At 74.4% G+C, this 20,323-nt stretch carries 13 protein-coding genes and 1 pseudogene; 4 read left to right on the forward strand and 10 right to left on the reverse strand.

The genetic code is table 11. The features are described 5' to 3' along the window. Nucleotides 1-45: 45 nt before the first annotated feature. The 5 genes and pseudogenes from OG295_RS40445 to OG295_RS40465 all read right to left on the reverse strand — a co-directional run. A pseudogene (locus OG295_RS40445) lies at nt 46-5,799 on the reverse strand (SDR family NAD(P)-dependent oxidoreductase); the annotation flags it as partial. 79 nt (nt 5,800-5,878) lie between these two features. Further along, nucleotides 5,879-6,931 (reverse strand): cell division protein ZapE, encoded by a 1,053-nt coding sequence (gene zapE / locus OG295_RS40450; RefSeq protein ID WP_331733103.1) that lies wholly within the window; start codon nt 6,929-6,931, stop codon nt 5,879-5,881. Between the two features lie 213 nt (nt 6,932-7,144). Continuing rightward, nucleotides 7,145-7,906 carry an alpha/beta fold hydrolase gene (locus tag OG295_RS40455; RefSeq protein ID WP_331733108.1) on the reverse strand — a complete coding sequence of 254 codons (762 nt, stop codon included), beginning with the start codon at nt 7,904-7,906 and terminating at the stop codon, nt 7,145-7,147. 141 nt (nt 7,907-8,047) lie between these two features. Next, nucleotides 8,048-10,819: an AAA family ATPase gene (locus OG295_RS40460; protein ID WP_331733111.1), complete on the reverse strand. Its 2,772-nt coding sequence runs from the start codon at nt 10,817-10,819 to the stop codon at nt 8,048-8,050. Nucleotides 10,820-11,039: 220 nt separating this feature from the next. After that, nucleotides 11,040-12,476 (reverse strand): FAD-dependent monooxygenase, encoded by a 1,437-nt coding sequence (locus OG295_RS40465; RefSeq protein WP_331733114.1) that lies wholly within the window; start codon nt 12,474-12,476, stop codon nt 11,040-11,042. Nucleotides 12,477-12,685: 209 nt separating this feature from the next. On the opposite strand from OG295_RS40465, the gene OG295_RS40470 reads away from it, so the two are divergent. Both OG295_RS40470 and OG295_RS40475 read left to right on the forward strand, forming a co-directional pair. Continuing rightward, nucleotides 12,686-13,129, forward strand: a complete 444-nt coding sequence (locus OG295_RS40470) for a nuclear transport factor 2 family protein (RefSeq protein WP_266844991.1) — start codon at nt 12,686-12,688, stop codon at nt 13,127-13,129. Between the two features lie 11 nt (nt 13,130-13,140). Next, a complete protein-coding gene (locus tag OG295_RS40475; protein ID WP_266844992.1) occupies nt 13,141-13,590 on the forward strand; it encodes a nuclear transport factor 2 family protein in 450 nt (149 codons plus the stop codon). A gap of 88 nt (nt 13,591-13,678) precedes the next feature. Here the strand turns inward: OG295_RS40475 and OG295_RS40480 are convergent, their stop codons facing one another. Continuing rightward, the gene (locus OG295_RS40480; RefSeq protein ID WP_331733122.1) at nt 13,679-15,307 is read right to left on the reverse strand and encodes an anibiotic ABC transporter; all 1,629 of its coding nucleotides are present in this window, start codon (nt 15,305-15,307) and stop codon (nt 13,679-13,681) included. Further along, nucleotides 15,304-16,257: an ABC transporter ATP-binding protein gene (locus OG295_RS40485; RefSeq protein ID WP_331733124.1), complete on the reverse strand. Its 954-nt coding sequence runs from the start codon at nt 16,255-16,257 to the stop codon at nt 15,304-15,306. The genes OG295_RS40480 and OG295_RS40485 overlap by 4 nt, the downstream gene beginning before the upstream one ends. A gap of 240 nt (nt 16,258-16,497) precedes the next feature. Here OG295_RS40485 and OG295_RS40490 point away from each other — a divergent pair, with 240 nt between their 5' ends. Both OG295_RS40490 and OG295_RS40495 read left to right on the forward strand, forming a co-directional pair. Beyond that, nucleotides 16,498-17,718 (forward strand): cytochrome P450, encoded by a 1,221-nt coding sequence (locus OG295_RS40490; protein ID WP_331733126.1) that lies wholly within the window; start codon nt 16,498-16,500, stop codon nt 17,716-17,718. 53 nt (nt 17,719-17,771) lie between these two features. Further along, a complete protein-coding gene (locus OG295_RS40495; RefSeq protein ID WP_266844996.1) occupies nt 17,772-18,017 on the forward strand; it encodes a ferredoxin in 246 nt (81 codons plus the stop codon). A 110-nt stretch (nt 18,018-18,127) separates the two neighbouring features. Here OG295_RS40495 and OG295_RS40500 read toward each other — a convergent pair whose 3' ends face one another. The 3 genes from OG295_RS40500 to OG295_RS40510 form a co-directional block, all read right to left on the reverse strand. Further along, the gene (locus OG295_RS40500; protein WP_266844997.1) at nt 18,128-18,949 is read right to left on the reverse strand and encodes a class I SAM-dependent methyltransferase; all 822 of its coding nucleotides are present in this window, start codon (nt 18,947-18,949) and stop codon (nt 18,128-18,130) included. 124 nt (nt 18,950-19,073) lie between these two features. Beyond that, nucleotides 19,074-19,856, reverse strand: a complete 783-nt coding sequence (locus OG295_RS40505) for an alpha/beta fold hydrolase (RefSeq protein WP_331733131.1) — start codon at nt 19,854-19,856, stop codon at nt 19,074-19,076. 77 nt (nt 19,857-19,933) lie between these two features. Then, nucleotides 19,934-20,320, reverse strand: a complete 387-nt coding sequence (locus OG295_RS40510) for a nuclear transport factor 2 family protein (protein WP_266844998.1) — start codon at nt 20,318-20,320, stop codon at nt 19,934-19,936. Between the last annotated feature and the right edge of the window lie 3 nt (nt 20,321-20,323).

The raw sequence follows: 20,323 nt of genomic DNA on the forward strand, positions 1-20,323 counted from the left end.
CGCCCGGCGGATCGTTCCGCCCGGCGCAGGCCCTCCTGCTTGTCCCTACTTGCCGAACTCCGCCCGGATGAAGTCGAAGATCTCGTCGGCGGAGGCGGTGCCCAGGGCCGCGGTGGCACCGGTGCCCCCGTCCGCGTCCGTCCCGTCCGCGGGCCCGGCGGGCGATGCCGTCGCCAGGAGCGCCAGCAGGCCGTTCAGGCGCGCGGACACGTCCGCCCGTACGTCCTCGGACGCGTCGGAGGCGACCGCCCGCAGGGTGCCCTCCAGCCGGTCCAGTTCGCCGAACACCGGCGGGCGGACCTCCTCGACGACGAGCAGGCCGCGCAGGTGGGCGGCGAGCGCGGCCGGCGTCGGGTAGTCGAAGACGAGGGTGGTGGGCAGGCGCAGCCCGGTGGCGGTGCCGAGGCGGTTGCGGAGCTGGACCGCGGTGAGGGAGTCCAGCCCCAGTTCCAGGAAGCCCCGGTCGGCCTCGACGGCCTGCGGCCCGGCGTGGCCGAGGACGGTGGCGGCGTGGCCGCGCACCAGGTCGGACAGGATCCGCGTGCGCTCGTTCTCCGGGAGTCCCGCCAGCTGCTGCGCCAGGGAGGTCGGCGGCGCCGCCTCGACGGCCGCTGCCCGGCGCACCGGTACGGGGACCAGGGCGCGCAGCAGCGACGGCACGCTCTCGCCGGCCGCGGCCTGGGCGCGCAGCGCCGCGAGGTCCACCCGCATCGGCACGAGCACGGCCTCGTCGCGGGTGAGGGCGGCGTCCAGGAGTTCCAGGCCCTCGGCGGTCGTCAGGGCCTGGGCGCCCGCGCGCTCGATGCGGGCGATGCCGGCCCCGTCGAGGTGCCCGGTCATGCCGCTGCGTTCGGCCCACAGGCCCCAGGCGAGGGACTGGGCGGGCAGGCCGAGGGAGCGCCGGTGCTGGGCGAGGGCGTCGACGTAGGCGTTGGCCGCCGCGTAGTTGCCCTGGCCGGGGGCGCCGAACAGGCTCGCGGCGGAGGAGAAGAGGACGAACGCCGACAGGTCCAGGCCGGCGGTGAGTTCGTGGAGGTGCCCGGCCGCGTCGGCCTTGGGGCGCAGGACCGCGTCGAAGCGCTCCGGGGTGAGGGACTCGATCACACCGTCGTCCAGGACCCCCGCCGTGTGGATGACGGCGGTGAGCGGGTGGGCCGCCGGGACCGAGGCCAGGAGGGCGGCCACGGCGTCGCGGTCGGCGGTGTCGCAGGCGGCGACGGTGACCGAGGCGCCCGCCTCGGACAGTTCGGCGACGAGGTCCTCGGCGCCGCCGGAGCGGGAGGCCAGCAGGAGGTGGCGTACGCCGTGTTCGGTGACCAGGTGGCGGGCGACGGCCCGGCCGAGGGTTCCGGTGCCGCCGGTGACCAGGACGGTACCGCCGGGTGCCAGGAGCGGCTCGCGCGGTGCGGGGGCGGCGTCCGTCGCGGTGGCGGCGGTCGCGCTCGTGGTCGTACGGGCCAGGCGCGGGGCGTGGACCGTACCGCCGCGCAGCGCGGTCTGGGGTTCCGCGGAGGCCACGGCCCGGCCCAGGGCGCTCTCGTCGGCGGCTCCGAGCGCGCTCTCGGCGGTGTCCCCGGCGGCCGGCTCCAGGTCGATCAGCAGGAACCGCTCGGGGTGCTCCGACTGCGCCGAGCGCACCAGGCCCCACACGGCGGCCTGGACCAGGTCCGGGGCCCCGTCGGCCTCCCCCGTCATCACGGCGCCCCGGGTGACGACGGCGAGGCGGGAGTCCGCGAGGCGGGAGTCGGCGAGCCAGGACCGCAGCAGTTCCAGGGTGGCGGCGGTAGCGGAGCGCACGTCGGGGGCGCCCGCTGCGGGCGAGGCCAGTACGAGCGCGGGGGCGGCGGTGAGCTCCGCGAGGTGCCCGATCCGCTGCGCGCCGGCCGCCGGGCCGGGGGTGGCGCCGCCGAGCACCGCCCAGGGGCCGCCGGGGGCCGCCTGCGCGGCCGGGAGCGGGGTCCAGTCGAGGCGGAACAGCGCGTCGGCGTGCCGGGAGCGGGCGGCGGCGAGCCGGTCGCGGGTCAGCGGGCGCAGCACCAGGGAGGCGACGGTGGCCACCGGGAGGCCGGTCTGGTCGGCGAGTTGGAGGGAGACGGCGTCGTTGCCGGCGGGCGCGAGGGCGACCCGCAGGGCCGTGGCGCCGGTGGCGTGCAGGGTCACGTCGTGCCAGGAGAAGGGCATCCGCCCCTGGCCGATCCCGCCGTCCCCGCCGTCCCCGCCGTCCCCGCCGGGCAGCGCGCCGAGCGGGATCGCGTGCAGGGCGGAGTCCGAGAGGGCGGGGTGCAGGCCGAAGCGGCCGGCCGGGTCCCGCTGGTCCTCGGGGAGGCCGACCTCGGCGAAGACCTCGTCGCCCCGGCGCCACGCGGCGCGCAGCCCCCGGAAGACGGGCCCGTACCCGAAGCCCGCCTCGGCGAAGCGGTCGTAGAGGTCCGTCACGTCGACCGGGTGCGCCCCCTCGGGCGGCCACACGCCGAAGCCGGCGGTGGCGGGGGCGGTGTCCGGGGCGAGGTGCCCGCCGGCCTGACGGGTCCACGGCCGCCCGGCCCCGGCCGGGTCGCCGTCCGGGCCGTCGCCGCCGTCCGGGCCGTCGCCGCGCGCGTACACGGCCACCGGCCGGCGGCCGGCGTCGTCCGGTGCGCCGACGGTGAGCTGGACCTGGACACCGCCCTGCTCGGGCAGCGGCAGCGGGGCCTCCAGGACGAGTTCCTCCACCCGGGGGCAGCCGAGCCGGCGGCCGGCGTGCAGGGCCAGTTCCAGGAAGGCCGTGCCCGGCAGGAGCGCGTCGCCGAGCAGGGCGTGGTCGGCGAGCCAGGGGTGGGAGGTGCGCGAGAGGCGGGTGGTGAAGAGGAAGCCGTCGGTGTCGGGCAGCGGGACGGCGGCGCCGAGCAGGGGGTGTCCGGCGGAGCCGAGGCCGAGCGCGGTGGCGTCGCCGGCGGGGGCGAAGGCCTCCGGCCAGTACCGGCTGCGCTGGAAGGCGTACGTGGGCAGGTCGACGGGCCGGGCCGGCCGGCCGGAGCGCGCCGCGGCCCAGTCCACGTCGACGCCGTGGACGTGGGCGGTGGCGAGCGAGGTCAGGAAGCGGGCGGGGCCGCCGGAGTCGCGGCGCAGGGTCTCGCCCAGGAAGGCGTCGGTGCCGGCTTGTTCGAGGGTCTCGGCCAGCCCCACGCCGAGCACCGGGTGCGGGCCGATCTCCAGGAAGTGGGCGTAGCCGTCGGCGGCCAGGGCCCGGACGGCCGGTTCCAGCCGGACGGTCTGGCGCATGTTGCGGTACCAGTAGCCGGCGTCCAGCTCCTCGGTCTCCAGCAGGGTGCCGGTCACGGTGGAGTAGTAGGGGACGGCGGATCCGGCGGGGGCGACCGGGGCGAGGGCGTCGAGCATCCGCTCGCGCACCTCCTCGATGCGGGCCGAGTGCCCCGGGGTGTCCACGCCGTGGACCCGCCGGGCCCAGACGCCGTCGGCCGTGAGCTTCTCCAGGAGTTCGTCCAGGGCCGTGCGGTCGCCCGCGACGACCGCGGAGGTCGGTCCGTTGACGGCGGCGAGGGAGAGCCTGCCGTCCCACGCGGGCAGCAGGTCCTCGACGCGGTCCGCGGGCAGGGCGACGGAGGCCATGGCGCTGGTGCCCGACAGTTCGAGCAGGGCCTGGCTGCGCAGGGCGACGATCCTGGCCCCGTCGGCCAGGGAGAGCGCGCCGGCGACGACGGCCGCGGCGACCTCGCCCTGGCTGTGGCCGACCACGGCGGCCGGTTCGACGCCGCAGGCCCGCCAGAGTTCGGCGAGGGAGACCATCACCGCGAACAGGGCGGGCTGCAGGACGTCCACCCGGTCCAGGGAGGGCGCTCCGTCCGCCGCCCGCAGGACGTCGGTCAGCGACCAGTCCAGATGGGGGGCGAACGCGGCCGCGCAGGCTTCGACGCGTGCGGCGAAGACCGGGGAGGTGTCGAGGAGTTCGAGGGCCATGCCGGTCCACTGCGAGCCCTGGCCGGGGAAGACGAACACCGGCCGGACGCCGGAGGACCGGGCCACGCCGGTGACCGGCCCGGCGGGGAGCCGGCCGGCGGTGAGCCGGCCCGCGTCCCCGTCCGCGTTCCCGTCCGCGTTCCCGTCCGCGTCCGAGGCCAGGGCGTCCAGGCCGCCGAGGAAGCCGTCGCGGCCGTCGGCGAGGAGGACCGCGCGGTGTTCGAAGGCCGAGCGGGCGTGCAGCAGGGCGCCGCCCACGTCGTACGGGTCGAGGTGCGGGTCGGCCCGGACGAGGGCCCGCAGCCGCCCGGCCTGTGCGCGCAGGGCCGGGGCGGTGCGGCCCGAGAGCGGCCAGGCGGTGGCGGCGGCGCCGGGGGCGAAGGCGGCGGGGAGGGCGGCGGGCGCGGCGGTGTCCTCGCCGCCGGCCGCGGGGGCCTCGGCGGGGAGGGGGGCCGGGCCGGGGGCGGGTGCCTGTTCCAGGATGGCGTGGGCGTTGGTGCCGCTGATGCCGAAGGAGGAGACGGCGGCGCGTCGGGGGCGTCCGGTCTCGGGCCACGGCCGAGCCTCGGCCAGCAGTTCCACCGCGCCGGAGGCCCAGTCGACGTGCGGGGTCGGCTCCGTGGCGTGCAGGGACTTCGGCAGGACGCCGTGCCGCATGGCCATGACCATCTTGATGACCCCGCCGGCGCCGGCGGCGGCCTGGGTGTGGCCGATGTTGGACTTGAGGGAGCCCAGCCACAGCGGCCGGTCCGCCGGGCGCTCCTGGCCGTAGGTGGCCAGCAGCGACTGCGCCTCGATCGGGTCGCCGAGGGAGGTGCCCGTGCCGTGGGCCTCGACCGCGTCGACCTGGTCGGCGGTCAGCCGGGCGTTGGCCAGGGCCTGCCCGATGACCCGCTGCTGCGAGGGGCCGTTGGGGGCGGTCAGGCCGTTGCTCGCGCCGTCCTGGTTGACGGCGGAGCCGCGGATCACGGCGAGGACCTCGTGGCCGTTGCGGCGGGCGTCGGAGAGCCGTTCCAGGAGGAGCATGCCCACTCCTTCGGACCAGCCGGTGCCGTCGGCGTGCGCGGAGAAGGGCTTGCAGCGGCCGTCGGGGGCGAGCGAGCGCTGGCGGCTGAACTCGACGAAGGAGGCGGGGGTGGACATGACCGTCGCGCCGCCGGTCATCGCCAGCGAGCACTCGCCGCGGCGCAGCGACTCGGCCGCCAGGTGCAGGGTCACCAGCGAGGAGGAGCAGGCGGTGTCCACGGTGAGGGCGGGGCCCTCGAAGCCGAAGGTGTAGGCGATGCGTCCCGAGGCGATGCTGCCGGCGCTGCCGTTGATCACGTAGCCGGCCAGGTTCTCCCGGCCTTCCAGGAGGTTGGCGTAGTCGTGGTACATCACGGAGAGGAACACGCCGGTGCGGCTGCCGCGCAGCGAGGCGGCGTCGATCCCGGCCCGTTCGACGACCTCCCAGGCGGTCTCCATCAGGAGGCGCTGCTGGGGGTCCATCGCGAGGGCCTCGCGCTGGTTGATGCCGAAGAACGCGGCGTCGAACTCGGCGACGCGGTCGATGAACCCGCCCTCGCGGGTGTACGTGGTCCCGGGCCGTTCGGGGTCCGGGTCGTACAGCGCGTCGAGGTCCCAGCCGCGGTCGGCGGGGAAGGGGGAGATCGCGTCGACTCCCCCGTCGAGCAGCCGCCACAGGTCCTCCGGCGAGGTCACCCCGCCGGGGAAGCGGCAGCCCATCCCGACGATGGCGATGGGCTCGTGGCCCGCTTCCTCGGCATCGTGGAGCTGCTGCTTGACGGAGCGCAGTTCGACGGTCGCGCGCTTCAGGTAGTCGCGGAGTTCTTGTTCGGTCGCCATCGGCATTGCCCTTTGTTGTCTGATGTCGGAAACAGCTGCGGAGGGGGCCGCGCGTTCCGCACCGTCCGGGCCCCGCTCAGTGCACGTCGGAGTCGGCCGTGGCGGACAGCAGCGACAGGCGGCTCGCGGTCCGGTTGACGTCGAGCGGCAGGGACTCCCCCCGCAGCACCTCGTCGAGCGGTGCCTCTCCGACGAGGACGAGGCGTACGTCCCGGTCGCAGAGCACGTCGATGAGGTTGGCGAACCGCTGGGCCGCGTCGCGGTCCTCGCCGGCCAGGCGGGGCAGGCCGGAGAGCACCCAGACGGGGTGGCGGTCCGTCAGTGCGAGGTAGTCGCCGGTCGAGTTCGGCCGGTCGCACAGGTCGTGGAAGTCGAACCAGATCCGCTCGTCGTCGACGGCCAGCGCCTGGACGGTGCGGCCACCGGTCACCTCCACCTGCTGCCGGTCGCCGGCCCGCGGGAGGCCGAGGCCGTGTTCGGCGAGCTGCTCCTCGGTGCCGGGCCAGAGGTAGGCCCCTCGTTCGAACTCGGAGCGGGCGGTGCCCGGCGCGTACTCGGCCCGGTAGTCCCGTCCGCCGCCGAGCTCGACGACGTCCATGGTCTCTTCGAGCATCTTGATCGTCGGCAGGAACATCTCGTGGAAGACGGGGTTGGGGAGCAGTCCGGCCGGGGGGTAGTTGGAGGTGGTGAGCAGGGTGATCCTCTGGTCGAGGATCGAGCGCAGGACGCGGCCGATCAGCATCGCGTCACCGGCGTCGTGGACGTGGAACTCGTCGAAGACGAGGAAGCGGCAGTCGCCCAGCAGTTCGGTGACGGCGAGGTCGGTGACCCGGCGGTCGCCCTGGTGGCGGTGGTAGGCGGCGTGGAACTCGCGGAAGAAGTCGTGGAAGTGCAGCCGTCGCTTGTTCCGCAGGGGCACGGCCTCGTACAGGGTGGTGGTCAGCCAGCTCTTGCCGCGGCCGACCGACCCCCACAGGTACACCCCGCGCGGGGGTTTGGCGCCGCGGCCGAACAGTCCCCGTTTGCGCGTGACGTCCGCGCCGAGTTCACCGAGCCTGAGGGCGGCCTGTCGCTGGGCGTCGTCCAGGACGAAGCCTGCCTGCCGGGCGGCGTTCTCGAACTCCCGCATCAACTGATGATCACCAGTTTCCCCTTGGTACCGAATCCCGATGCGCACGTGCGATCAAGAGATGATCATCATTCCTGACGCGTACGGCCCCTTCCAAGACTGGATCACCGCAGGCCCGGTCCTCACCCCTGATCCGGGCGCGGACACCCCTGCGTCCGCTCCGGGCACCCCTGTCCGTCCCCCGTCCACCCCTGTGCCGCCGCCGGCCGCCGGTCAGTGGGTGAGGCCGCGTACGGCGCTGCGCAGGGCTGCGGCGACGAAGGCGTGGACCCGGTCCAGGTGGTCCTGGAAGGCGAAGTGGCCGCCGGTCAGCACCAGGCGGTCGAAGGGGCCGGTGGTGATCTCGGCCCACTCCGCGAGCGCGTCGACCGGCACGTAGGGGTCGGCGTCGCCGCCGATCGCGGTGACGGGGCAGCCGAAGGGAGGCGCGGGCCGGTGGCGGTAGGCGTCGCAGAGTTCGAAGTCGGCGCGCAGCAGGGGGGATACGAGGTCCAGGAGTTCGGGGTTGCGGAAGACCTCGGCGGGGGTGCCGCCGGTGGTGCGCAGCCACTCGCGGAACTCGTTCTCGGGGAGCTCGTGCAGCGGGGTGCCCCCGGTGCGGGGGCGGCGGCCCGGCATGCCGCTGCCGGACACGAACATCCGGATCGGCTCGGGCAGGCCGGCGGCGACCAGCCGGCGGGTGAGCTCCAGGCCGAGCATGGAGCCCATGCTGTGGCCGAAGACCGCGTACGGGCGGTCGACGAGCGGGACGACCCGTGTCATCAGCGCGTCGAGCAGGGGCTCGACGCGGCGCGGCGGCGGGTCCCCGAACTCGGTTCCGCGGCCGGGCAGTTCGACGGCGTGGACGTCGACGTCGGGGGCCAGCGCCTGCGGCCAGCCGCGCCGGTACGTCACCGCGCTGCCGCCGGCCCACGGAAGGCAGAACAGCCGTACGGGTGCGTCCGGGCACTCCACGTCCCAAGGCCGACGGACCACGGTTCCCCCAACATCGCTCGCTTGCACGCGTCGCGCCCGACGTTACGGCGGCGCGTGCCCGGGACCCACCCCTGCCGGGGCCCCTGGCCACCCCAGTCCGGGCGCCGGGACCCGGGCCGGGGCGGACTCGCCCGCCGGCCGCTACGCGACCCCCGCCCCGGGGAAGGCGCTTTCGAGGCTGTCGAACTGGAGGTCCATGGGCAGGTCCTGGCGGCGCGAGATGCCGAGCTTGCGGTAGGCGCGGGTGAGGTGCTGCTCGACGGTGCTGACGGTGACGTAGAGCTTGGCGGAGATCTCCCGGTTGGTGTACCCGTACGCGGCCAGCGCCGCGACCCGCCGCTCGGACTCGCTGAGCTGCTCGGCCTCCGGGGACTCCTCGGTGCGCTGGACGGGCGCGGGGCGCTGCTCGGTCCCGGTCTGGCCCGGCATGATCTGCTCGCACAGCGGCAGGGCCCCGCAGTCGGCGGCCAGGTGCCAGGCCCGGCGGGTGACCATGCCGGCCCGGGTGCCCTCGCCGAGCAGGAGCAGGGCGCGGCCGAGGTCGGCGAGGGCCTTGGCCAGTTCCAGCCGGTCGCCGGAGCGGCTGAGTTCGTCGACGGCCCGGGTGAGCAGTTTGGGGCGCTGGCGCAGTTCGGAGGTGGCCGCGCGCAGCCTCAGGGAGACGCCGCGCACGCGCGGGCTGCGCACGCCGGAGGTGGCGAGCTGCTCGACGACGAAGCGTTCGGCCTGGCGGTGCTCGCCGAGCCGCAGCAGGGCCTCGGCGGCGTCGGTGCGCCAGGGGAGCTGGCGCGGCCGGTCCAGGCCCCAGCGCTGGGCGAGCCGGCCGGCGTCGAGGAACTCGCCGAGGGCGGCGCGGTGGCGGTGGGTGGCCAGGTAGTAGTAGCCGCGCGCCCTGAGGTAGTTGAGGGCGTAGACGCTGGAGAAGAGCTCTTCGGGGACGGGCATCTGGAGGCGGCGCGCCACGGCGTCGTAGCGGCCCATCGCGGTGAGGGCGGTGACGAGGGTGGCGACGGGGCCGAAGAGGAACAGTCCGCCCCGGTCGGCGACGGCGTCGACGGCGGCGGAAGCCTCGCGCTCGGCGCCGGCGAGGTCGCCCAGGCGCAGCAGTGCCTCGGAGTGCACGAGCCCGAACACGGACTGCCAGCCGGGGTTGTCGGCGGGCTGCGCCTCGGTCTGCAGGCGCCGGCACCAGACGACGGCCCGGTCGGGGCGGTCGGCGTGCACGAGGGTGCGGACGGCCTGGACGATGGGGTCGAAGGTGGCGTGGGCCAGCGGGGTGCCCTTGAGGAGGCGTTCGGCGGCCTGTTCGTCGCCGGCGCTGTCGGGGTGGGTCCACAGGGCGGCGGAGGAGCGCAGTTCGGCGGTGCCGGTACGGGAGGGGCTGCCCGGGTGGTCGCCGGGCGAGCCGGGTCCGGCGGCCGGGGCGCCCGCGGGGGCCGTGGCCGGGGGCAGCGCGAAGAGTTCGCGCAGCGGGTCCTCGCGGGTGGTACGGGCGGCGGTACGCGGGTCCGCCATGCGTTCGAGGGCCTCGGCGGCGTCCTCGATGCGGCCCTGCGCGACGAGGAGCCGGGCGAGCCGGCCGGCCGCGGCGGGGCCGAGGCCGCCGCGGCGCAGTGCCGCGAGCGGCCCGTCGAGGTGGCGTTCGGCGGCGGCGGGGTGCTTGCGCCAGGTCACCGCGGCCAGCTGGAGGCCGATCTCCCAGCCGGTCTGCTCGTCCGCGCAGAGGGTGCGGGCGAGCTCCAGGTAGGCGGCGGCCCGGTCGCAGGTCTCGTCGTCGACCAGGTCCTGGAGGGCGGCCTCGCGCAGGACCCGGACGGGCCAGTCGCCGCGCGGTGCCTCCTCGGATCCGGCTCCGGCCTCCGAGGCGGCGAGGAGGTGCGGGGCGACGGCGGCGGCCCGGGCGCCCGCCTCGTGCAGGACGTGGGCGGCGCGGGTGCGCAGCAGGGCGAGTTCGTGCCGGGAGACGCCGTCGAGGACGGCGGCGGCGACGGCGGGGTGGCGCAGCCGCCCGTCGTCCGTGAGCCCGGAGGCCTCCAGGGCGGCGGCCGCGCGGGCGGCCGCGGTGGGGCCGGTGCCGGCGAGCCGGGCCGTCAGTTCGGGGGTGGCGTCGTCGCCGAGGGCGGCGAGGGCCACGGCGAGGGTGCGGGAGTCCGCGCCGTCGCGGTGCAGGCAGGTCAGCGCGGCCTGGGTGAAGGGGCCGCCCGGTGCGGGTTCCGGCCACCGGTCGGCGGGGCCGCGTACGGAGCGGGGCCGTTCGCTGAGCAGGGCGCGCAGCAGCAGCGGGTTCCCGCCGGTGGCGCCGTACAGCCAGGCGGTGCCCTCGGCCGTCGCGGGGCGGCCGGTGTGGTCCTCCAGCAGGGCGGCGGTGCCGCTCTCGTCGAGCCGTCCGAGCGGGATCCGGACGAAGCCGGGGTGGCGCAGGAACTCGGTGCGGGCGAGCGGGCTGTCCGCGTGCTCGTGGGGCGCGTCGGCCAGGACCAGCAGGAGCCGTTCGCCGCGTACGGCGCGGGCCACGTCCAGCAGTCGTTCGAGGGACGCGGGGTCGGTGTGGTGGAGGTCGTCCACGCACAGGACGACGGGGGTCCGCTCGGCGGCGGTGCGCAGCGCCGCGATGAACTCGCGGCCCGTGAGCGGCTCCCGGCCACCGGCCGCGGCCGGGAGGGTGTCGTCGGGGAGTCCCGCGGTCAGCTGGCGCAGGACGCCGTGGGGGACGTCGCGTTCCCGGGTGGAACCGGCGGCCCGCAGCACCAGGGCGCCGAGCCGCTCGGCGGTTTCGGCCACGTGCAGGAGCATCTCCGTCTTCCCGCAGCCGACCGCGCCTTCCAGGAGCACGAGGCCCGCCGTCCCGGACGTACATGCCGTCAGCGCGCCTTCGAGCTGCGCACATACGTCGTCCCTGCACCTGAGCCTCATGGTCCGCCCCCTCCGCATTGCTGTGCCTCGAACCGCAGCAAACGATGCCTTGAGACCCGCTGGAGTTGGCGGGTCCGGCGCCGGTCACTAGTTGCCCGGCAGGAAATGCGGAGGCGTGATCACGCCCTTCTCGGGGGTGGTGGCGCACGGGAAGCGGAACGCGTGGTACACCCGGTCGTCGCGGGCGGCGCCCGGTCGTCGCCGCTCGCGACGACGGGTCTCAGGCGCCGGTGAGGGCCGGGGCGGACGCGTCCTCGGGGGCGTCGAGGAGGGCCCGCTCGGCCGGGGTGAACGGAGGGCCGTCGAGTTCGCTGAAGGCGCCGGCCGCGCCGGCCTTGCGCAGGGCGGCGACCAGGTGCGGGGACTCCAGGCTGGCCACGGGCGCGGCGAGCGAGGTGACCTGCATGGCCGCCGCGTTGACCACGGGGTCGTAGAGGGCGGCGGTGCCGAGCAGGTCGGCGAACTGCTGGGCGTCCTGCGGGCGCGGGGCGATCCGAGGGTCCTTGGCGTGGTTGCGGGTGCCGGGGTAGCAGATGTCCTGGGTGGTGGCGAGCAGCCACGGGTCGTCGACGACCTTGGCGACGGCGTGCCGGGCGGCGTCGGCGGTGCCGTCGCCCAGGCCGCCGCGGGTCAGCGCGGTGTCCAGGGCGCGGGCGCTGAGGGCGGCGCAGCTCATGCCGTGTCCGTAGACGGGGTTGAAGGCGGCGAGGGCGTCGCCGAGCACCAGGAGGCCCTCGGGCCAGGCGGCGAGGCGCTCGTAGTAGCGGCGGCGGTTGACGGTGGAGCGGGATCCCTGGACCGGGCCGAGGGGTTCGGCGCGTTCCAGCAGGTCGGCGATGACCGGGTGGCGCAGGCCGCGCGCGAAGGGAATGAACGCCTCGTCCTCGGTGGGCGGCTCGGCGCCGCGGGTGCCCGCGAGGGTGACCAGCCAGCGGCCGCCCTCGATGGGGACGAGGGCGCCGTTGCGGCCGGGCTCGCCGGTGCCGGGGGCGGCGGCGACGTTGACCATGGGGAAGGTCTCCGCGCCGGCGGGGGCCCGGTAGACGCGGGTGGCGTAGGCGATGCCGGTGTCGACGACGTCCTCCTCGACCTCCGGCAGGCCCAGCTCGGGAAGCCACTTGAGGGTCTGGGAGGGGCGGCCGCCGGTGTCGACGACGAAGTCGGCGGCGAGCTCGCCCTCCCGGCCCGCGGCGTCGCGCAGGCGGACGCCGGTGACGCGGGCGGCGGAACCGAGGAGGCCGGTGACTCCGGTCTCCTGGAGCACCTCGATCCGCGGGTTCTTCAGCGCCTGCTCGCGGACCACCCAGTCGAGCAGGGCGCGGCTGGCGGTGATCATGAACTGGCTGCCGGGGAAGCGGGTCTGCCAGCCGTACGGGGTGAACCAGACGATGTCGCGCGGCAGGTAGAGGCGGTGGGCCCCCGCGTCGGCCAGCTCCTTGAGGGTGCCGGGCAGCAGGGACTCGATGGCGCGGGCGCCGCCGGACCACAGGAGGTGGGCGTGCCGTGCCTGGGGGACGCCCTTGCGCAGCTCCGGCCCGTCGGGGAACACGTCCCGTTCCACCACGGTGACGCGGTCCACGTGCCGCGCGAGCACCGCGGACGCCAGCATCCCGGCGAGGCCGCCGCCGATTACCACTGCGCGTGTTTCTGCGGTCATGAGAGCGTGACCCTTCCATCCGTCAGACGCATTGCGCACCGTCGAATTCGAATTCCCGGGAGCCGGTGCAGGCATTCCCGATCCCCGCGACGCTAGCACTCGCCCACAATGCCCTGAACCCCTACGAACCCCTATCAAACAAGGCGCCTATGGCGGGATCGTGGTGCTCGCCGCGACGATGGTCCGGCCTGCCGAAAGGAGAAGAATTCATGCTGGACGAGGCGGCGCTGAAGGACCTGATCCTGGAACACACGCGCCGGGTCAACGCGGGGGACGTCGAGGGGCTGCTGAAGCTGTACTCGCCGGACGTCCGCTTCGAGGACCCCGTGGGCGCCGGGGCGCAGCAGGGCCACGCGGCGCTGCGCGCGCACGCGACCGGTGCGGTGACCGGCAACACGGTGGAGGTGCCGGGTCCGCCGGTGGCGGCCCAGGACGGGCGTCACGCCGCCGTTCCGGTCGCCGCCACGATGGACTACCTGCCGCTCGGGCCGATCCTGACGCGGCACGGCGTACTGCCGGTTCCGGCCGATCCCGCGCGGCAGCGGATGCTGTTCCGCTTCGTGATGGTGATCCGGGCCGGGGACGACGGGCTCATCGAGGACATGAAGGCCTACTGGGGGGCGAGCGACGTCTCCCTCGTCGACGCGGCTTAGGGGAGGAAGAGATGCTGGACGAGGCGACCCGCAAGGAACTGGCGCTGGAGCACTGCCGTCGCATGAGCAGCGGCAACGTGGACCACATGCTGGAGCTCTACACGAAGGACGTACGGTTCGAGGACCCGGTCGGTTCGGTTCCCATGATCGGGCACGACGCATTGCGCGTGCATTTCCAGCGGGCCGCGGAAGCGAAAACGGTGGACGTCGCCGGTGTTCCGGTGGCCGCACAGGACGGTCTGCACGTGGCCATTCCGGTGTCGGTGTACATGAATTACCTTCCGCTGGGTCCCGCGCTGACGAAGCACGGTTATCTGGACAAGCCCGCGGACCCGTTCCGCAAGCGCATCAAATTCGCGCTCACGAGCATCTTCCGGACCGGTTCGCACGGTCTGATCGAAGCGGTGTGGGTGTACTGGGGGAAGTCGGACCTGTCCCTGCTCGACCCCGGGCAGGAGTGACACGGCGCCGCGCCCGTACGAAGAGGCCGTCCGCACCGGGATGCTCCGGTACGGACGGCCTCTTCGTGCGCCGGGTCACGGCGTCTGCTCAGGCGGCCAGGTCGCGCCGCCCGAACAGGGCGGTGCCCGCCCACAGGAGCAGCACGGCCACGGCGGTCAGCAGCAGCAGCGGCAGTACCCGTACGTCCACCGCGGGCAGCGCCGGCAGGTGGCTGAACGGGGAGACGTCGCGCACCGCCTGGGGCAGCTTCAGCAGGGCGCCGAGCTGTCCGACGACCAGGCAGAGGGCGAGCGCGCCCCACGCGGCGCCGGAGGAGGCGCCCGGCGCGAGGCCGAACACCAGCACCACGACACCGGCGAGGACCAGCACCGCGGGGGCCTGGACCAGCGCCGCCCCGGTCAGGTCGGCCACGCCCGCGCCGACGTCGCCCGCCGCGGCCCCGTAGGTGAGGCCCGCGGCCAGTCCGGCGACGAGCAGCAGGACCAGCGAGCCCGCGACGGCGACGACCACGTGGCTCGCCACCCAGCGGCCCCGCCCGACGGCGGTGGCCAGCAGGGACTCCAGCCGGCCGGAGGTCTCCTCGGCGCGCAGCCGCAGCAGCGCCTGGACGACGAAGCCGGCCGTGATCGCCCCGACCATGACCATCATCGACGCGAAGAAGGTGTCCACGGGGGCACCGCCCCCGCCGCCGATCTTGCCGAGGGTCTCGGTGAGGTCGGCGTTGTCCTTCAGGGCGTCCCCGGCGGACTTGCCCATGCCGCCGATCACCGCCCCGAGCACGGCGACGCCGACGGCCCAGCCGATCAGCGAGCCGCGGTGCAGGCGCCGGGCCAGCCCGTACGCGCCGAGCAGCCCGGGAGCGGCGGCGGCCGGGCCCGGACGGTCCTCGAACACGCCGGCGCCGAGGTCGCGGCGCGCGGAGAGGCGTACGGCGACGGCCGCGGTGACGGCGGCGAACAGCAGCGGGAGCACGAGGACCCACCACCGGTCCTCGCCGAACGGGCCGGCCTGCTGGGCCCAGCCGATCGGGGACAGCCAGGACAGCCAGGAGCTCTCCACGACGGTGCCCGACGCCTGGACCTCTCCGCCCGCGTCGGCGATGCCGCGGACCAGGAAGGCGACGGCGATCACCGCGCCGGCCAGCGAGTTGGCGCCCCGCGAGGTACCGGCCAGCTGGGCGGTGATGGCGGCCACGCCCGCGAAGGCGAGTCCGGTCGCGGCGACGGCCGCGGCGGCCACGAGCGAGCTGCCGATGGGCAGCCCGGCCAGCGGCAGCACGATGCCGAGGAAGATGAACAGCCCCACGTTGGCCTGGAGGGCCAGCAGCAGGGCCGCGGCGAGGCCCGCCTGGCGGCCCACGGGAGCCGCCCCGACGAGTTCGGCGCGGCCGCTCTCCTCGTTCTGGCGGGTGTGCCGCACGACGGCGAAGGTGTTCATCAGACCGGCCAGGACGCACAGGAACGTCAGGACCTGGACCATGGCCAGCGCGCCCTCGCTGGTGCCGACGGGCGCGCCGCGGGTGAGCAGCAGGGCCGGGTTGTCGGTGAGCAGCTTGACCGCGTCGGTGCGGGCGGCCTCGTCGGCGTAGGTCTTGCCGACGCTGCTCGCCGCGCTGTAGGCGAGCGCCGCGGTGCCGTAGAGCCAGACGGCCAGCTGGATGCGGTCCCGGCGCAGCGCGAGCTTGAGCAGCGGCTGGGTGTTCGCGTACTCGCTCATCGCGCGCCCGCTCCCGCCTTGGCGCGCCGTCCGCTCGGCTGCTCGCCGCCTTCCTCGACGTGGTCGCCGTAGTGGCGCAGGAAGAGCTCTTCGAGGGTGGGCGGGGTGCTGGTGAGCGCGCGGACGCCGAAGGAGGCCACGTGCGAGAGCACGGTGTCGAGGTTGCCGTTGTCCACGTCGAAGCGGACGTGGTGGCCCTCGGCGCGCACGTTGTGGACGCCCGCGAGCGCCTCGACGCCGGTGACGGCGCGCTCGGACTCGACGGAGAGGGCGGTGCGGGTGAGGTGGCGCAGCTCGGTGAGGGTGCCCGTCTCGACGGTGCGGCCCTTGCGGATGATGCTGACGCGGTCGCACAGGGCCTCGACCTCGCCGAGGATGTGGCTGGAGAGCAGGACGGTGCGGCCCTGCCGCTTGACCTCCTTGACGCTGTCCTGGAAGACGGCCTCCATCAGCGGGTCGAGGCCGCTGGTGGGCTCGTCGAGGATGAGGAGTTCGGCGTCGGAGGCGAAGGCGGCCACGAGGGCGACCTTCTGCCGGTTGCCCTTGGAGTAGGTGCGGCACTTCTTGGTCGGGTCGAGCTGGAAGCGTTCGACCAGCTCGTTCCGGCGGTCCTGGTCGATGCCTCCGCGCAGGGCGCCGAGGGTGTCGATGGCCTCGCCGCCGGAGAGGTTGCGCCACAGGCTCACGTCGCCGGGGACGTAGGCGAGCCGGCGGTGGATGTCCACCGCGTCGGCCCAGGGGTCCTTGCCGAGCAGGGAGGCCTGTCCGCCGTCCAGCCTGAGCAGGCCCAGCAGGGCCCGGATGGTGGTGGACTTGCCGGCCCCGTTGGGGCCGAGGAAGCCGTGCACCTCGCCCGTGCGTACGGTCAGGTCGAGTCCGTCGAGTGCCCGGAACTTCCCGAAGTTCTTGATCAGTCCTGTTGCGGCGATCGCGTTCTCGCTCGGTGCCACCGCACACCACCTTTCACGATGTCGTGTTCATCGGAGTCGTCGTCCGTGCGACTCCCGAAGACGACGGCACCGCGGCCAGGTTGCGGCCCGGATCAGCATTCCGCCGATCGGCTTTCCGGAGCAATGTGAGGGCGTGCCCGTGACCGGATTCAGGGGTGCGTACGGGTGTCGGGTAGGGGTTGACCCACCCCTCGCCAATCCGGACCGTTGCAGGGCACACGGAAAAGATGAGGGAGCGTCATGTCTACCGTCACCATCGACCCCCGGATGATCACCGCGCTGCGGAATTTCCCCTTCACCCCCATCCGCGGCCTCGACATCGAGCCGGTCCTCGCCGACCTCCGCCGGGAGGAACCGGTCAGCCGCATCACCCTTCCCTACGGCGGCGACGCCTGGCTCGTGACCAGGTACGAGGACGTCCGGGCCGCCCTCGCGGACCAGAGACTGAGCCGCGCGGCCGTGGTGAACAAGGACGTACCGCGCCGCCAGAAGATGCTCGTGGGCCCCGAGGGCATCATGTACATGGACCCGCCGGACCACTCGCGCCTGCGCCGCCTGCTGACCAAGGCGTTCACCAAGCGGCGCGTCGAGCAACTGCGTCCGCGCGTCGAGGAGATCGCCGCGGAACTGGCCGGAAACCTCGCGTCCCAGGGGTCCCCCGCCGACCTGGTGGCGCACTACTCGTGGCCGCTGCCGACCCGGGTCATCTGCGAGCTGCTGGGCGTCCCGTACGAGGACCGGGAGGTGTTCCGGCGCGGCGCGGACGCGCTGATGCAGGGCGACACCCTGCCGCACGCCGAATTCACCTCGCGCGTCAACGAGTTGTGCTTCTACATCATGGACCTGATCGCGCGTCGCCGGACCAGTCCCTCGGACGACATGCTCAGCGCCCTGATCCAGGCCCGGGACGAGGGCGACCGGCTCACCGAGCAGGAGCTGGTCTCGCTGACGGTGGTGCTGCTGGCCGGCGGCCACGAGACCACCGCCAACCAGATCACCAACTTCGTGTATACGCTGCTGCGCCACCCGGCCCAGCTGGCGCTGCTGCGCGAGCGGCCCGAGCTGCTGCCGCGGGCCGTGGACGAGCTGATGCGCTACATCCCGCTCGGCACCGGCCACCACGCGGCGATGATCGCCACGGAGGAGCTGGAGATCGGCGGCACCACGATCGCCGAGGGCGAGGCCGTGTACGTCCACATCCACTCGGCCAACCACGACGCGACGGCCTTCGCCGACCCGGAGCGGCTCGACCTGACCCGTGAGGACAACCACCACATGGGCTTCGGGCACGGGGTCCACTTCTGCGTGGGGGCCCAGCTGGCGCGCATGGAGCTCGGGGTGGCCGTCAAGGCCCTGGTGGACCGCTTCCCCACCCTGGAGCTGGGGATCGAGGACGACGCCATCGCCTGGCGGGCCAGCCTGCTGGTGCGCGGGCCCCTGGAACTGCCGGTCCGCTGGTGACGGCGCACCCGGTGACGGCACCGCTGTAACGACGAGGACAGGAGAGGACGAGCATGACGACCGAGACCCTGGAGAAGACGCGCTGGCAGATCAGCGTGGACCGGGCGGCGTGTACGGGCACGGGCATGTGCGTGCACGCGGCGCCGGCGTACTTCCGGCTGGTGGAGGGCCGCGCCGAGGCCCTGTGCGGGACCGCGGACGCCGACGCGGGGCTGCTGGACGCGGCCCTGAACTGCCCGGTGGAGGCCATCCGCCTCACCGAGGTGGCGACCGGAACGGTGATCGCCCCGGAGCTGTGAGCGGGTGCGCGGAAGGGGCCCGGGAGCCGGTCGGCTCCCGGGCCCCTTCCGTGTGCCGGGGCGACGCCGCGGGGCGCGGCCGGCCGGTGCCGGGCGCGCCCCACGGACCGTCAGAAGGTGTAGCGCATCACGCGGTTGTACTTCCGCAGCACCGGGATCGCGTTCATGATCTTGCACATGATCCGGGAGGTCCACGGCATGTGCGACACGTACGGGGAGTCGGTGAAGGTCCACTCCAGCTTGTGCTCGATCCGCGGGTCCCACTGCTCCAGCGTCTTCGGGTCCTCCAGGCCCCAGATGAAGCGCTGGCCGGTCGCCTTGACCGTCCAGTGCTTGTTCATCGCCTTCACCGAGAACGGGGTGTAGGCGTCGAACAGCAGCTCGCCCTTGGGGAAGCGGCCGACGATCCGGGTGATGAGGTCACGGACCTGGTCCTCGGTGAAGTACACGAGGACGCCCTCGGCGACGACGAGCACCGGGCGGTCGGAGGGGATCGAGTCCAGCCAGTCGGGGTCGAGGGCCGAGGCGCCGATGACGTGGTGGTGGTCGCGCTCCGGGAACAGGTCGCGGTAGATCTGCGCGATCTCCGGCAGGTCCAGGTCGTACCACTCGACGTCGTCGGAGGGCTCGATGCGGAAGACGCGGCCGTCGAGGCCGGCGCCGAGGTGGAGGACGACGGAGCGCGGGTTGCGGATGAGGAAGTCCTGCACCCAGCGGTCCACCTCCTTGCCGCGGATGGCGAGGGAGATCGCGTCGTCGTCGCGCATCTTGAGCTGGACCTTCAGCTCGTCGTAGTCCTCGATGGACTCGACCGCCCGGACCGCGAGGCGGTCGTTGAGGATCGGGCGTCCCGACTTGGCGTCATGGGCCCGGGAGTAGAGGGCGACGAGGAGGTTTCTCGTCGCCGCGCTGAACTGCACCTTGGTCTGCATGGGGACACCCGTCTCGGTTCGTTCGTTCGTTCGCTCGTTCGGTACGGCAGTGGCCGCGGCGGCGGCCGCCGGCGCGCGGGGTTCGGCGCGCGGGGTTCAGCGCGCGGGGTTCAGCGCGCGGGGTTCAGCGCCCCGCGGGCACCGAGGTGAAGGCCGCGAGGTCCTCGACGACCGCCCGGGTCACGCCGGCCTGCTGCGGGGTGAGGTAGAAGTGCCCGCCGGGGAAGGTGCGCAGGCCGAACGCGCCGCCGGTCAGCTCCCGCCACTCCGCCGCCTCGGGGACGCTGACGCGCGGGTCGGACTCGCCGGTGAGCACGCTGATCGGGCAGTTCAGGGCCGGTCCGGGACCGTCCGGGCGGTAGCGGTAGGTCTCGATGGCCTTGTAGTCGCTGCGGATCGCCGGGAGCACCATGCGCAGCAGCTCCTCGTCGGCGAGCAGGCCCGCGTCGGTGCCGCTCAGGGCCCGGATCTCGGCGATCAGCGCGTCGTCGCCGCGCGTGTGGACGTTCTCCTCGCGGCGGACGGTCGGGGAGCGCCGGCCGGAGGCGATCAGGCCGAGCAGCGGAGCCCCCTCGCGCTCGAACCTCCGCGCGAGTTCGAAGGAGAGCACCGCTCCCATGCTGTGCCCGAACAGCACCAGCGGCTTGTCGGTCCAGGGCTGGAGCGCGCGGTGGATCTGCTCCACCAGCGCGGCCACGTCGTCCAGGGGCGGTTCGGCGCGGCGGTCCTGGCGGCCGGGGTACTGCACCGCCAGTACCTCGGCGTGCCCGGCCAGCTCCTTGGAGAGGGAGAAGAAGAAGGAGGCGCTGCCACCGGCGTGCGGCAGCAGCACCAGGCGGTGGTGCGCTTCCGGCGCGGGGTGGAATCGCCGGATCCACAGGTCGCTGTGCTCGTCGGGGGTGCTCATCTCCGTACCTTTCCTCGGTCGTGATCGCCTGTCGGGTGCGCCGGGGCACCGGGGTGCCGGCGGCGCGGTGGGGTGGCTCAGACGCCGATGTCGCTCATGCCCCAGAAGACGCGCATGTCCTCGATCAGGCCGTCGGCGTTGATGGTGAAGACGTCGACCGCGTTGATGTTGGTGCGGGTGCGGTTCGGGTCGAGGATGTTGGTCATCGTCGCGGCGACCGGGACGGCGACCTGCTTGCCGTCCTGGCCCACGGAGGCGTGGCCGGGGGCGACGGTGACCTCGGCGGCGACGTTGCTGTGGAAGTACTCGCGCTGCGCGGCGCGGCCGACACGGGGCTCGCGGCCGACCGGGTCCTCGATCCGGGCGTCCTCGGTGAAGTGGGTGAGGATGGCGTCGATGTCGCCCTCGTTCACCTTGCGGAAGTACTCCGCGACGATCTCCTTGCGCTTCTGCTCGTCCAGCATGGG

The sequence above is a fragment of the Streptomyces sp. NBC_01276 genome (genome assembly GCF_041435355.1).
GTDB lineage: Bacteria > Actinomycetota > Actinomycetes > Streptomycetales > Streptomycetaceae > Streptomyces.

Bases quoted from the DNA above. Each gene is read 5' to 3' on its own strand.
- OG295_RS40465 (WP_331733114.1), bottom strand. From the start codon at position 12,476: ATGACCGCAGAAACACGCGCAGTGGTAATCGGCGGCGGCCTCGCCGGG.
- OG295_RS40505 (WP_331733131.1), bottom strand. From the start codon at position 19,856: ATGAGCACCCCCGACGAGCACAGCGACCTGTGGATCCGGCGATTCCAC.
- OG295_RS40495 (WP_266844996.1), top strand. From the start codon at position 17,772: ATGACGACCGAGACCCTGGAGAAGACGCGCTGGCAGATCAGCGTGGAC.
- OG295_RS40480 (WP_331733122.1), bottom strand. From the start codon at position 15,307: ATGAGCGAGTACGCGAACACCCAGCCGCTGCTCAAGCTCGCGCTGCGC.
- OG295_RS40500 (WP_266844997.1), bottom strand. From the start codon at position 18,949: ATGCAGACCAAGGTGCAGTTCAGCGCGGCGACGAGAAACCTCCTCGTC.
- OG295_RS40510 (WP_266844998.1), bottom strand. From the start codon at position 20,320: ATGCTGGACGAGCAGAAGCGCAAGGAGATCGTCGCGGAGTACTTCCGC.
- OG295_RS40460 (WP_331733111.1), bottom strand. From the start codon at position 10,819: ATGAGGCTCAGGTGCAGGGACGACGTATGTGCGCAGCTCGAAGGCGCG.
- OG295_RS40475 (WP_266844992.1), top strand. From the start codon at position 13,141: ATGCTGGACGAGGCGACCCGCAAGGAACTGGCGCTGGAGCACTGCCGT.
- OG295_RS40470 (WP_266844991.1), top strand. From the start codon at position 12,686: ATGCTGGACGAGGCGGCGCTGAAGGACCTGATCCTGGAACACACGCGC.
- OG295_RS40490 (WP_331733126.1), top strand. From the start codon at position 16,498: ATGTCTACCGTCACCATCGACCCCCGGATGATCACCGCGCTGCGGAAT.
- zapE (WP_331733103.1), bottom strand. From the start codon at position 6,931: ATGCGGGAGTTCGAGAACGCCGCCCGGCAGGCAGGCTTCGTCCTGGAC.